A 13,912-nucleotide genomic window follows, 5' to 3' on the forward strand; every position below is an offset into this window, starting at 1 on the left:
ATTTGAACCTACAAAATATTGATAATAGAAAGAGAAATACTGCAATGAAAAACACTTTAATAAAGACTAACAAAAAATACCTTCCGGGACTTTTAAACATCGCGGTTCCAATCATGCTGAGCAATCTTATATCGCAGCTTCAGATGCTTATAGACAGAATATTTTTAGGACACGTAAACAGCATGTACATGAGCGCACTTGGCAATGTGACTTCACCGATGTGGACCACCATGTCGTTCTGTTTCTCCATCGTGACAGGAGCGTCTATACTGATAAGTCAGGGTGTTGGTGCAGGAGATACCGAACACATAGAGGAATACTCCGGTGCCATGGTGAAATACAATAATATCATACCGATACTGTTATTTTTCTTCTGGACATTCTGCGCTGAATTTGTATTCAGACTCATGGGTGTGTCAGATGGCCTGATGCCGATGTGTCTTGATTATTCCAGGTATTATGCGCCCGTATTTTTGATAACAGGACTGGGCGGTGCATTCAGCGTCATACTCCAGACATCAAACTATACCAAACCACTTGTTGTATATGGAATATTAAGATCTGGTGTAAATATACTCCTTGACTGGGTTATGATATTTGGAAGATTTGGGTTTCCAGCCATGGGGATAAAGGGTGCAGCCATAGCGACGACAATAGCGGAGTACTCTGGACTTATATTTGCAGTGATATTCGTGGTATCAAGCAAGAAACTTAACACTAAACCATCTATGAAATGGGTAGTAAAGGCACATATAAAGCCGTATCTTTTGTCGGCAAAGCTGGGAGTGAACACAGCTCTTGAGGATTTTGCATGGAATCTTGGCAATCTGCTGCTTATAAGGATTCTCAACGCCATAAATGAGATGGCTGCCGGAATTTATTCCATCATATTCAGTGTTGAAGTTCTGGCGGTTGTCATCATTGGAGCGATAGGAAACGGTACAATGACACTAACCGGTGAGGCAAAAGGAAACAATGATCTGGTAAATACAAGGGTGTATGTGTCTGTGCGTATGGCTTGTGTATAGTAGTTGGAATCATCACACTCGGTGTCTGTCTTGCGTTTCCACAGCAGATCATATCACTTTTCACCAACGACAAGAGTATAATTGCATCGTGTGGGATATATCTGATCTTTATCAGCATCAATCTTTTCGCAAAATCAGCAAACATAGTTGTTGGCAATGCGATCAGGGGCAGTGGCAACACGATATGGATGCTCATAACACAGTTGTTTGGCACGTTGTGGGTGGTTTCTGTGGCACTTTTGTTCGTGTTTGTCCTTAAGCTTGGAATAGCAGGTGTCTTTCTTGCAGTCATAGTGGACGAGATCGTTAGATCTTTTATCAATCTCGGCAAATATCTGAGGATAGTGAAAAACTGGGAAAGCACAGACTGAGGTAAAAAGGCTGAATTAGCTAAACAGTGGGTGCGACATTCAGTGGCATATATAATTTAGAATAGACGTATCAGAAAAAGAAAGTCTTATATGAAAGGGGATATATGATTTGATTTTAGAAACTAATAGGTTAATATTACGTCACTGGCAGGAGAGTGACGCAGATATATTATTTGAATATGCAAGTGACCCTGATGTGGGACCTATAGCTGGCTGGCCAGTGCATGAGAGCAGGGAGTACAGCCTTGATGTGATACGGAATGTATTTAATGGGCCGGAGTGTTATGCTGTGTGTCTGAAGGACAGCGGCCTGGTTGTCGGAGCCATTGAATTACTGTTAAACGGAAGGACAGATATGACAGACCGCGATGACGAATGTGAACTCGGATACTGGATAGGAAAGCCTCACTGGGGCAACGAATACGCACCGGAGGCGGCCAGGAGACTCATAGAACATGGATTTCTTGATCTGGGCATGAGAACAATATGGTGCGGTTACTACGATGGCAATTCCAAGTCCCGCATAGTACAGGAAAAGCTTGGATTTGTGTTTCATCATACCTGTGATGAAGTGGATGTGCCTCTTTTGAATGAAATCCGGATAGGACATACGAATATTATGACGAGAAAACATTGGCTGTGTGGAAAGATGAAGAATTCACTGTATGATCAGCTGGCCAGGGATTACTGCTGTGATGCGGCTGATATATATTCCAGTGACAATATATTTTCTGAATACAGACAGATAGAAGGACAAAGACGGTTCAAAGGACAGGAAAAGTGCCCACTCAAAATAGCTGTGGTAAATGGCAAGCTGTTATTTACCGGTCGTAGAGAGATTGTAGATGAATGCAGAAAACGCTATGAGAATGCATCTGGCAAATGGTTCATGGATATAGAGAAATTTCGTGAGCTTGACAGTATTCTTTCCAGCTACGGATGTAAATTGAAATCTGCCCACCCATTTTACCTTCCGACGGAACTGAGCGAACAGGCAGTGAGAAAAGATACTACAGATAAACTGATTGATTCGAAGTTTAAAGAAGATTTTAACCTTGTCAGGTATACGGGGGATGAGATCCTGCAATTCAAAGGAGATGACAGATGGAATGAAGCATTTTGCTTTGATGATAACACTCCTGATGTGCTGGCTGTGGCTGCTGTATCAGATGGTGAGATTATTGGTATGGCTGGCGCAAGCGCTGACAGTGACGACTTCTGGCAGATTGGTATAAATGTTGTTCAAGATGCTGAGGGAAGGCATGTGGGTACATCGCTGGTATCTGAACTCACTATGGATATACTCAGAAGTGGCAGGATACCATATTATGGAACTGGCATGTCCCATATAGCCTCCCAGAGAGTTGCCGCTGCGGCAGGTTATGATGTGTTCTGGTTTGAACTGCTGGCGGGCAAGTAAAAGAATCGTTGACACATCTTCATGTTAATGATAAAATAATCACATCTAAGGGTCGTAAAACGACCGGGAAATAGTCAAATGCTATGACGAGGAGGAGTACATGCATCCCCCCGATCAACAGAGAGAAGACGGTGGTGAGAGTCTTCATCAGGAATGTGTGGAAGGTAGCCTTCGAGCAGTGGATTGAAAGATTGCAGCATACATATTTGTCGGCTGTTGTCGAGTAGGTTTCAACGGTTTTCCCCGTTACAGGAATAAGATATTAATAATGATTACAGTGATAATTTATTATAGTATCTGATGAGTGCAGACATTTGTCTGAATTTAGGTGGTACCACGGATATGAACATATTCGCCCTAAGCGTAAAACAGTTGCGCTTAGGGCTTTTTCTATGCAAGGGGTGCATATATACATCCCGAGGCGTAAGTTTAGATTATCATGAACTTTACAGGAGGTATAAGATATGGAGATCAATGGAGCAAAGATGTTTGTAAAAGCGTTGCAGGAAGAGGGAGTAGACACTCTGTTCGCATACCCTGGTGGAACAGCGATAGACCTGTTTGATGCGTTGTATGATGCAGAAGGTATTGATATGATACTTCCAAGACACGAGCAGGCACTTGTTCATGCAGCGGACGGATATGCACGTTCAACAGGAAGAGTTGGAGTGTGTCTGGTAACAAGCGGTCCGGGTGCGACAAACCTTGTAACAGGAATTGCCACAGCCAACTACGACAGTGTGCCACTGGTATGTTTTACAGGACAGGTTCCGTTGAACCTTATTGGAAATGATGCTTTTCAGGAGGTTGACATAGTAGGGATCACAAGAAGCATATGCAAGTACGCAGTCACAGTAAGAAAGAGAGAGGATCTTGCAAGGATCATTAAAAATGCTTTTTACATAGCAAGAACCGGAAAGCCGGGTCCTGTAGTTGTTGATATTCCTAAGGATATACAGCTTGCCATGGGAAGTGACGAGTATCCATCAGAGGTAAATATCAGAGGTTACAAGCCTTCAGAGGGCGTACATGTCGGACAGATCAAGAGAGCCCTTGCGGAGCTTAAGAATGCAAAGAAGCCTGTGTTCCTTTGTGGCGGTGGTGTAAATATCGCCCATGCAAGAAAAGAGATGCAGCAGCTTGCGGAGAAGACAGGTATCCCTGTAGTCACAACCATCATGGGAAAAGGTGCGATACCTACAGATCATCCACTGTATGTAGGTAACATCGGTATGCATGGTAACTTGGCATCCAACAAAGCTATCATGGAGAGCGATGTACTTTTCTCCATCGGATGTAGATTTAACGACCGAATAACAGGTACTATAGATACATTTGCCAAGAATGCCAAGATCATACATGTTGATATAGATGCAGCGTCCATATCAAGAAATATAAAGGTAGATATACCTATCGTTGCTGATGCCAAGGTTGCCATATCCAAGATGCTTGAATATGCAGAACCTCTTGATATCAAAGGCTGGGTGGATGACATTATGAATGTCAAGGCTGAGTATCCTATCAACATGAACAGATATGATGGTGTGACCCCTGAGGCTATCATCAGAACCATAAACGATATGTACAGCAATCTCATCGTTACAACTGATGTTGGACAGAATCAGCTCTGGACAACGCAGTACATTGATATAGACGAGAACAAACAGCTCTTAACTTCTGGAGGTCTTGGAACCATGGGTTATGGATTTCCTGCTGCCATAGGCGCAAAGCTTGGCAACATGGATAAAGATGTTATCTGTATATCCGGAGACGGCGGAGTCCAGATGAACATTCAGGAGATGGCTACAGCTGTTGCGCTTGAGCTTCCTGTTACCCTCTGTATACTGAACAACGGCTATCTCGGCAATGTACGCCAGTGGCAGGAGCTGTTCTTCAATAAGAGATACAGCAGTACATGTCTCAGATATAGAAGAAGATGCAACAGAGACTGTCAGAATCCGGATAAATGCTGTCCAAAGTATTCTCCTGACTTTGTAAAACTGGCAGAGAGCTATGATGCAAAGGGCATCAGAGTTACAAAGCCTGAGGAAATCAGGCCGGCATTTGAGGCTGCCAGGGCAAATACAAACGGACCTACAGTTATAGAATTCTTCATCGATCCTACGGCCAACGTATTTCCTATGGTTCCGGGTGGAAAGTCACTGAATGACATGATACTTGACTGCTGATATTGATAAATTGATTTTATATTAGTAATAGAATGTACATATATAGATTTGTATATTATCCAGATGAAAGGGGTATATAGAATGAGCGTAAAGAAGAGATGGATATGCCTGTTCGTAGAGAATGAGGTAGGTGTACTTGCAAGAATTTCAGGTTTGTTTTCAAGCAAATCATACAATATAGATACTATAACCGTTGGAGTAACCGAGGATGAGACAATATCCAGAATGACCATCGGTTTCACCAGTGATGACAGGACATTTGAGCAGGTGAAAAAACAGCTCAATAGAAGTGTGGAGGTTATCAAGGTCGTCGACTACACAGATATTGCAATCCACAACAACGAGATCTTATATGTCAAGGTCAATAGCTGCTCAAATGAAGATAAGGACGAGGTGTTCCGAATTGCAAATGCATTTGGCTATAAGATAACAGATTATAATAAGAAATCTGTGCTTGTTGAGTGTGTCCAGACGGATGCAAAGAACGACAATGCCATAAAGCTGTTCAAGGAGAGCTTCCCTAACAGGATAGAGGTTGTAAGAGGTGGCAGCGTTGCAGTTGAAGCGATAAGCATGTCGGACAGATAGTACAACCGGCAAATAGCTGTCAAAATGATATTGCTGGTAAAATAGTCTGTAAAAAGATTATGAAAGGATCCGTAAAATGAAATTTGTTATACAGCGTGTAAATCACGCATCAGTAGAGGTGGATGGCAAAGTGATCGGCAGCATACAGAAAGGTTTTCTGGTTTTTGTCGGAGTATACGATTCGGATACCAAAGAGATTGCTGACAAGATGATAAACAAGCTTGTGAAGATGAGGATATTTGCCGACGAAAATGGCAAGACAAATCTTGACATAAACAGTGTAAACGGCCAACTCCTGATCGTTTCACAGTTTACCTTGTGCGCAGATTGCCGGAAGGGCAACAGACCATCATTTACTGGTGCAGGAGCGCCCGATATGGCCAATGAGATGTATGAGTATATAATTGAAAGATGCCGTGAGTTTGTTCCTGTGGTGGAACATGGAGAATTTGGCGCAGATATGAAAGTGGATCTGTCCAATGATGGGCCATTTACCATATTACTTGACAGTAATGAATTGTAATATATCCATGATTTGCCGAAAAAATTGTAATATATTGGGAAAATTTTATAAAATCCAACAATATTGTTGAAAAAATGAATATTTGTTAATATAATTACAAGTGGAGTTTCTATATGCAAAGGATAATATTATAGAGAGAACTAATACTGAAAAGGAGAACTATACAATGACAAAGGATCAGATTGAATCTAAAACCTTTAAAAAAGGACTTTTTGGATATAATAAGGATGAGGTTAACAGCTTCCTGCGCTCAGTTGCAGAAGATTATGCAGAACTTGAGACAAAGTATGCAGCTCTTGAGTCAGAGAACGAAGTGTCAAAGAAGAACCTTATGGAGAACAGCGTAAAGATTTATGAGCTTGAGAAGCAGCTCGAGCAGGCTGCTCCTGGTTCCAAGAAGGAAGCCAACGCAGCAAATGCTGAGGCTAACAAGATAATAAACGACGCTAAGAAGAAGGCTAACGAGGTTATCGCAAATGCAAAGGCTGAGCTTGCCAAGCTCAAGGAAGAGATGGAGACACTCAAGAGCGGATCAAGTGCAAAGGTTGCTGAGGCTGCAAATAAGGTTGAAGCTGCAGTTGAGGCGGATCCTATAACAAAGCTTAAGATGAAGTCGCAGGGCGGAGATGCACCTCAGAAGCTCAAGATGACACCAAAGGCTGCTCCAGAGGCAGAGCCAAAGCCGGCAGCATTCACAGGTAAGAGTGCTCAGGCTGCTCAGGAGGAAGAAGAGGAAGAACTTATTGTTGGTGAAGTAGAAGAAGGAGTAAAGCGTAATCAGGTACTTATCGGAGATGGCGATGAGGATGCAGACTTCGAGTTCTTATAAAGATTGGGTGTTTATATGACGTATAAAGAATGCGTGGAGTGTATCGACGGCGTTCTCAGTTCTTTGGAATTGGCGGATATTGATGATTGTTGTCTTCAGTTCAATGTTATCGGCAATGATAGTGGGGTGTTCTACATAGATATAAGGGATCATGTTGCCAGATTAACAGAGGATTCGGACAGGGAGTATAAGGTTAAATATGTATTTACAGTTCCAGTTCTTTCGAGACTTTTGAGAAGAGTTGTCGATCCGATGTATGCGTATACTACAAGTAAATATAAGATGATGGGAGATGTGTCTTTGGGAAGATGCATACTCGTCAAACTCTGCGAGGCTTCGGCCTGACAGATAAATAAAGAAAACCGGTGGTATCATGATAGATCCGCCGGTTTTCTTTTGTTGTATAAGCACAGCACGTGTAATTGTATAAGCGCGCAGGCTTAAAATGTATTTTTTACAGAAGATCAGCAACTTCTTTGAGAAGTCTCTCTGTCTTATCCCATCCAAGACAAGGATCTGTGATAGACTTACCATAGCATCCACCATCTACTGGCTGGTTGCCATCCTCAATATAACTCTCAACCATAACACCCTTTACAAGATTCTTGATCTCAGAATCGTAATTCCTGCTGTGGATTATCTCTTTGACAATTCTTGGCTGTTCAATAAATTTCTTGCCAGAATTATTGTGGTTGGCATCAACTATACATGCATGATTTACGAGGTTGAACTTCTTGTATGTGTCAGCAAGGAGCCTGAGATCCTCATAGTGATAATTGGATATAGACTGTCCATGCTTATTCAGTGCACCTCTCAATATACAATGTGTCAAAGGATTTCCGTCTGTATGTGCCTCCCATCCAGAATAGAGGAATGTGTGGTGATGCTGTCCTGCTATACAGGAATTCATCATAACGTTGTAGTCACCACTTGTAGGATTCTTCATACCTACAGGAACATCCATTCCACTTGCGGTAAGTCTGTGCTGCTGATCCTCAACAGAACGTGCGCCTATGGCAACGTAAGAGAGGATATCATCTACATACTGCCAGTTTTCTGAATAAAGCATCTCATCAGCAGCGGTGAGTCCTGTCTCCCTGATAGCTCTTATATGCATTTTTCTGATGGCGTAAAGGCCCTCGAGCATGTCTGATGCCTTTGTAGGATCAGGCTGATGGAGCATTCCTTTGTAACCATCACCAGTAGTTCTTGGCTTGTTAGTATATATACGTGGAATGACCAGTATCTTATCCTTAACTTCATCTGCAACCTTTGCAAGACGATTCTGATAATCGCAAACAGCATCCTCATTATCTGCTGAACAAGGTCCGATGATAAATATAAATCGGTCATCATCGCCTACGAAAATTTTTCTGATCTCTTCATCTCTTCTGGCTTTGATGGCTTTCAACTCGCTTGAAAGAGGGTATAGTTCCTTGATCTCATCGCCAGTTGGTACTCGTTTAACTAATTTCATACTCATGAAACATGTCCTCCTTTTTTCTAGCCATTGATTATATCAGAAAAACTTTACAAAATAAAGAAAATAATACTATATTGGTGGGATAAAAAGTCATATTGCCGGATAAATGCATAATATAATATATAAACAGAAACTGAAAGAGGAGTTGTATGCTGCATTTTCCGGATAGAAAAAAGATGGGCAGGAAGAAAAATATCAGAAGATTATCTGTTATAACGGTACTCATCTTTATCATATTTGCAAACACAAATGGTACGAATCTTATGGTATATGCAGAGGAACAGACAGAGACTCAGGCGGCAGACCAGACAGAAGTTCTGGAGGTGGAATCTCCAAGCTGTATACTCGTTGAGGCATCCACAGGTCAGGTGTTATTTGAAAAAAACTGTGATGAAGCCATGGCTCCGGCTTCGGTTACAAAGGTTATGACGCTTCTTCTGGCTTTTGAGGCGATAGGGGCCGGACAAATGACTCTTGATGATATTGTAACTGTGAGTGAACATGCTGCGTCCATGGGCGGATCGCAATGCTTCTTTGAGGCAGGAGAAGAACAGACTGTTGAAGATATGATAAAGTGTATTATAATTGCATCCGGAAACGATGCGGCTGTTGCCATGGCGGAAAAGGTTGCCGGAAGCGAAGAAGCGTTTGTGAAAAAGATGAATGAGAGGGCTGCTGAGCTGGGGATGACAAATGCAAGTTTCAAAAATGCGTGTGGCTTGGATGCGGATGGACATAAAATGTCAGCACGGGATATCTCCATAATGTCCAGAGAACTCATAACAAAATATCCTGCCATATTTGATTATTCAGGCATATGGATGGATTCGATCATACATAAAACACGAAGGGGCGAGAGTCAGTTTGATCTCGTCAACACAAATAAATTTTTGAATATGTATACAGGAGCAACCGGCCTTAAGACAGGTTTCACAAATACCGCAAAATATTGCATGTCGGCGACTGCTGAGAGGGACGGCATACAGCTTATTGCTGTCATCATGGGAGCTGATACAAAGGATATCAGAAACAAAGACGCCTGCAGGCTGCTTGATTATGGATATTCGATGTGCCAGAAATATACAGATCTGAATATTCTTCAGGAAAAAGAGATTTCCATAGACAATGGCACCGAAAGTTGTGTTACAATTAAGACCGACTCACAATTCACCGGGATCTTGCTTGCGGGAGAACACGCGGAGGATGTGAAGAAGAAACTGGAGATGAGAGATCCACTGACTGCCCCGGTTGACAGTGGTGAAGAGCTTGGAAAGATGAGCTATTATATTGGCGAGAGGTGCATCGGTTCAGTGCCGATATATGCGGCGGAGAAGGTTGATTCCATGAGTATGAAGTACGCTTTCGTTAAAGTGCTCAAGTTACAATTTACATATTGAGGTTAAATACATGAAGATTTTTTTAGTTGTAGTTATCGTACTATGCATTATAACGCTTGTTAATGTTTTGATAGAGAGTTACCGCGAAAACAGAAGAATCTCGTTTTCAAATTATCAACTGCATGACAGGAGAATAAGAAAAAAAGCCCGGATAGTCATGATATCAGATCTCCACAATGCGGAATTTGGAAAGGACAACGAGAAGCTTATAAGCTGTATAGAAAAGATTAATCCGGATTTCATACTGGTGGCGGGGGATATAATAGTCGGAAAGCCGGGACTTACAGTAGATATAGGTATACATTTTCTGAATGAACTTGGCAAGCGTTTTCCTGTGTATATGGGAAAAGGAAATCATGAGATGCGCGTATCCATATATGAAAAATATGGTGATATGTGGAACAGGTTATATGAAGGAACAAAAGATAACATCACCTGGCTTATAAATGAAAGTGTTCATCTTGATGAATACAATGTCACGATATACGGACTTGACATGAAGACGGAATATTACAGAAGATTCAAAAAGCTCGATATGGATGAAGAGTATCTGCTGAATGAACTTCCACCGATAAGCAGATCCGATTACAATATACTTATAGGACATGATCCCGATTATTTTGAAGAATATTCCCGATGGGGCGCTGATCTTACTGTATCCGGCCATGTACATGGTGGACTTGTGATTCTGCCATTTCTCGGAGGCGTGATATCGCCTATGATCAGACTGTTTCCAAAGTACTATAAGGGGTTATATTCCTGCGATGGACATAATATGATAGTCTGTGCAGGACTCGGACTTCACACTATCCGAATCAGAGTTAATAACGAACCGGATCTGGTGACCATCAATTTGTCCAGATAACAGTGCGTTAGCCTCTTATATTTAAACATAATTAAGTGTTGAATTATAGTAATATAGCATATAATATTATGTATGTTGGATGTAAGTTCGCATGGAATTATGTGTGAAGGGGAAGAGCGTGATTTTATGAACAATAACACAGATGATAACAATATAGATAAAGATAATGTGAACACTGATGCCACTGAAGAGATAGTTGCTGAAGAGACAATATTCGGGGGGACAGAGACCGAACCGGAGACTGCGGCATCGGATGCAGCCATTCCCGATGGAGTAGGGATACCGATATTCCCAGATAATGAAGCTTCTGATGAAGCGGACGAACCGGATGACAAGCCTGCAAAAAAGACTCACAGGGCTTTGAAGATCACAGCGGCTATATTTGGAGCGGTGGTCGTATGTACATATATAGTTATATCGATATGGTTCATGTTCCATTACAACTACAAGACATACATCAATGATATAGACTATTCGTTTTACTCACTTGATGATGTCGATGCATACATAGAGAGTTACATACAGGATTATTCCCTCACACTCAAGCTCAGGGGCGGTGAGGAACATGTCATAAAACCAGAAGATATATCGCTTGATATAAAGCCGAATATAACAGCCAAGAAGATCATAAGCGAACAAAATGGCTTTCTCTGGCCTTATTACATGCTAAAGAGAAAAGATTATGACCTTTACTATTCAGCGTCATATGACAAGGATGCTCTCGAGAAGCTTTTGAAGAGCTATGACAGTCTTGACGAGTCCAAGATGGAGAAACCGGAAGATGCCTATGTTAAGATCAAGGATGGAGAATCAACAATTATTCCTGAATCTGAAGGAAATTATCTTGATTTTGACAGATTATGCTGTATAATAGATGAGGCGATTGTTAAAGGTGAATCCGTGCTTGATGTATCGGAAAGTGACGCATACGAGAGTCCTGAGCTCACAGCCGACAGTGAAGAGATAGTAAATGAGCAGAAGGAACTTGCAAAGATCCTTGAGATGACCATTACATATGAGATAGATCAGGTGTCATGGAAGCTTACCAGCAAGGAATATGGCGACTGGATCAGCAACGTAAAAGGAAAATGGAAATTCTCAGAAGACAAGGTGCGTGAGTATGTCGAGGATATCGCAAGCAGATACGATACATACGGTGTGCCGAGGAATTTCAGAACTCATAATGGTGATGTCATCACTCTGGCGAATACCTGGTATGGCTGGATGATCGATGTGGACGGTGAGACAGAAGAGCTCATGAAGCTTCTTGAAGCCGGAGAGTCCACAACACATACACCGCCGTTTGACTGCTACGCTGCAGTTTATCACGATGGCGGCGATGATATCGGTGATTCATATATCGAATGTGATTTTGGCCAGCAGCATGTATATGCATATGTAGACGGCAATCTTGTGTGGGATTCCGACTGCGTAACCGGAAGCCTTGCAAACAATGGCAAATACAGAACACCTGAAGGTGTATATACGATCCTGTATAAGAAGACACCTGCTGTGCTTATCGGCGATGACTATGAGACTCCTGTAACATACTGGATGCCATTCATAGGCGAGCTGGGAATCGGATTCCATGATGCATCGTGGAGAAGTTCATTCGGCGGTGATATATACAAGAACAGCGGATCCCATGGATGTGTAAATCTTCCTGTATCCGCGGCAGAACAGTTGTTTAATATAGTATATGACGGAATGCCTGTCATCTGCTATTATTAAAGTGTAATTGGAGACGTACCCAAGAGGTTGAAGGGTCCGCACTCGAAATGCGGTAGGTCGGGCAACCGGCGCGAGGGTTCAAATCCCTCCGTCTCCGTTATAACTTATATAGATCTTGGTCAGGAATAATATCCTGACCTTGTTTTGTATTATGGGGGTGATGATTTGGTAACATACGATCAGTTGACGGAGGCTGCCTCGTATTTGAGACATGCGATAGGAGATGTTCCTGATATAGCCTTTATCCTGGGCAGTGGTCTGGGACATATGGCGGACGTTATTGAGAACCCTGTGTATGTGGATTACGGAGATATTCCACATTTTCCTGTATCTACAGTAGCAGGACACAGAGGCCGCTTCGTATACGGATGTATCCACGGGAAAAAGGTCCTTATCATGCAGGGACGGGTCCATTATTATGAAGGATACGATATGAGCCAGGTTGTCATGCCTGTCCGTGTAATAGGGCTGCTTGGTGTAGATAAGCTTCTGCTCACAAATGCTGCAGGCGGAATATCTGAGAAGCTTGAGCCGGGCGATATCATGATGATAAGTGATCACATTTCAACATTTGTACCATCGCCACTCATTTGCAGTTACTATAATAAATTGGGTGTGAGATTTCCCGATATGACACATGTCTACGATGTGGAGCTGAATAGCTATATCAGAGAAGCATTTGCTGAAAATGATATTGATTTCAGGTCGGGTGTATATATTCAGGTCACCGGTCCTCAGTATGAGACTCCTGCAGAGATAAGAATGTTTGCGGGAATGGGGGCAGATGCAGTTGGAATGAGCACTGTATGTGAAGCCATAGCTGCAAGACATATGGGAATGCGTGTCGCAGGTCTTTCCTCAATATGCAACAAAGCTGCAGGCCTCGGCGGAGAGCTTTCGCACGAGGAGATCATTGCGGCGGGCGATGAAGCGTCAGGAAGACTTGTTCGTATCATAGACTCATTTATACAGAAAATATAATTATGGAGATCATATATGGATGTAATATTGTACACTGATGGATCTGCCAGAGGCAATCCAAATGGACCTGGTGGATATGGTGCTGTTCTTCAGTTTATCGATGCAAATGGACAGCTTCATGAGAGAGAATACAGCCAGGGATATATAAAGACAACAAACAATAGAATGGAGCTTATGGCGGCGATAGTCGGGCTTGAGGCTCTTATAAAGCCATGTAATGTGAAATTGTATTCAGATTCACAGTATCTGTGCAACGCATTTAACCAGCACTGGATAGAGGGCTGGATCAAAAAAGGCTGGAAGCGCGGCAAGAATGAACCGGTCAAAAACCGGGATCTGTGGGAACGTCTGCTTGCAGCAAAAGCACCACACAACGTGGAATTCCTGTGGGTCAAAGGTCATGCCGGCAACCCTGGAAATGAGAGATGTGACATGCTGGCAACAGCAGCCGCAGACGGCGATGGAAAAATAACTGATGAAGGTCTGGATCAGGCCTGAGTACGAGGA

General features: G+C 42.4%; 14 protein-coding genes, 1 tRNA gene and 1 other annotated feature. Of the genes, 14 read left to right on the top strand and 1 reads right to left on the bottom strand.

What is annotated here, in order from left to right:
- The first annotated feature begins 44 nt into the window (after positions 1-44).
- The 8 genes from DWW60_RS01010 to DWW60_RS01045 all read left to right on the top strand — a co-directional run bounded on the left by DWW60_RS01010 (position 45) and on the right by DWW60_RS01045 (position 7,293).
- The gene (locus DWW60_RS01010; RefSeq protein ID WP_243002890.1) at positions 45-1,028 is read left to right on the top strand and encodes an MATE family efflux transporter; all 984 of its coding nucleotides are present in this window, start codon (positions 45-47) and stop codon (positions 1,026-1,028) included.
- On the top strand, positions 1,019-1,399 hold the full coding sequence (locus DWW60_RS13605) for an MATE family efflux transporter (RefSeq protein WP_243002891.1): 381 nt from the start codon (positions 1,019-1,021) through the stop codon (positions 1,397-1,399). Before DWW60_RS01010 ends, DWW60_RS13605 begins: the two co-directional genes overlap by 10 nt.
- A 109-nt stretch (positions 1,400-1,508) precedes the next feature.
- Positions 1,509-2,819 (top strand): GNAT family N-acetyltransferase, encoded by a 1,311-nt coding sequence (locus tag DWW60_RS13610; RefSeq protein ID WP_243002892.1) that lies wholly within the window; start codon positions 1,509-1,511, stop codon positions 2,817-2,819.
- Between the two features lie 74 nt (positions 2,820-2,893).
- Positions 2,894-3,182 (top strand) — a binding site (T-box leader).
- A 101-nt stretch (positions 3,183-3,283) separates the two neighbouring features.
- On the top strand, positions 3,284-5,008 hold the full coding sequence (ilvB, locus tag DWW60_RS01025; RefSeq protein WP_055222683.1) for a biosynthetic-type acetolactate synthase large subunit: 1,725 nt from the start codon (positions 3,284-3,286) through the stop codon (positions 5,006-5,008).
- 81 nt (positions 5,009-5,089) lie between these two features.
- On the top strand, positions 5,090-5,596 hold the full coding sequence (ilvN, locus tag DWW60_RS01030) for an acetolactate synthase small subunit (RefSeq protein ID WP_022216434.1): 507 nt from the start codon (positions 5,090-5,092) through the stop codon (positions 5,594-5,596).
- 76 nt (positions 5,597-5,672) lie between these two features.
- On the top strand, positions 5,673-6,119 hold the full coding sequence (gene dtd, locus DWW60_RS01035; RefSeq protein WP_022216435.1) for a D-aminoacyl-tRNA deacylase: 447 nt from the start codon (positions 5,673-5,675) through the stop codon (positions 6,117-6,119).
- A gap of 166 nt (positions 6,120-6,285) precedes the next feature.
- Positions 6,286-6,948 (top strand): DivIVA domain-containing protein, encoded by a 663-nt coding sequence (locus DWW60_RS01040; RefSeq protein WP_055144408.1) that lies wholly within the window; start codon positions 6,286-6,288, stop codon positions 6,946-6,948.
- Positions 6,949-6,963: 15 nt separating this feature from the next.
- Entirely contained in the window at positions 6,964-7,293 is a 330-nt protein-coding gene (locus tag DWW60_RS01045) for a hypothetical protein (protein ID WP_055144410.1), read from the top strand.
- A 109-nt stretch (positions 7,294-7,402) separates the two neighbouring features.
- Here DWW60_RS01045 and DWW60_RS01050 read toward each other — a convergent pair whose 3' ends face one another.
- A complete protein-coding gene (locus DWW60_RS01050; protein WP_022216437.1) occupies positions 7,403-8,431 on the bottom strand; it encodes a 3-deoxy-7-phosphoheptulonate synthase in 1,029 nt (342 codons plus the stop codon).
- A 149-nt stretch (positions 8,432-8,580) separates the two neighbouring features.
- Between DWW60_RS01050 and DWW60_RS01055 the strand changes: the two genes are divergently transcribed.
- The 6 genes from DWW60_RS01055 to rnhA all read left to right on the top strand — a co-directional run bounded on the left by DWW60_RS01055 (position 8,581) and on the right by rnhA (position 13,903).
- On the top strand, positions 8,581-9,828 hold the full coding sequence (locus DWW60_RS01055; protein ID WP_055222681.1) for a D-alanyl-D-alanine carboxypeptidase family protein: 1,248 nt from the start codon (positions 8,581-8,583) through the stop codon (positions 9,826-9,828).
- A 10-nt stretch (positions 9,829-9,838) separates the two neighbouring features.
- The gene (locus DWW60_RS01060; protein ID WP_055222678.1) at positions 9,839-10,693 is read left to right on the top strand and encodes a metallophosphoesterase; all 855 of its coding nucleotides are present in this window, start codon (positions 9,839-9,841) and stop codon (positions 10,691-10,693) included.
- Between the two features lie 126 nt (positions 10,694-10,819).
- A complete protein-coding gene (locus DWW60_RS01065; RefSeq protein WP_055222676.1) occupies positions 10,820-12,424 on the top strand; it encodes a L,D-transpeptidase family protein in 1,605 nt (534 codons plus the stop codon).
- A 9-nt stretch (positions 12,425-12,433) separates the two neighbouring features.
- Positions 12,434-12,521 (top strand) — tRNA-Ser (locus tag DWW60_RS01070).
- A 68-nt stretch (positions 12,522-12,589) separates the two neighbouring features.
- The gene (locus DWW60_RS01075; protein ID WP_242849647.1) at positions 12,590-13,405 is read left to right on the top strand and encodes a purine-nucleoside phosphorylase; all 816 of its coding nucleotides are present in this window, start codon (positions 12,590-12,592) and stop codon (positions 13,403-13,405) included.
- A 15-nt stretch (positions 13,406-13,420) separates the two neighbouring features.
- Positions 13,421-13,903: a ribonuclease HI gene (rnhA, locus tag DWW60_RS01080; RefSeq protein ID WP_055222672.1), complete on the top strand. Its 483-nt coding sequence runs from the start codon at positions 13,421-13,423 to the stop codon at positions 13,901-13,903.
- Positions 13,904-13,912 lie beyond the last annotated feature (9 nt).

Source organism: Coprococcus sp. AF16-22, assembly GCF_003461545.1.
Lineage (GTDB): Bacteria > Bacillota > Clostridia > Lachnospirales > Lachnospiraceae > Coprococcus > Coprococcus aceti.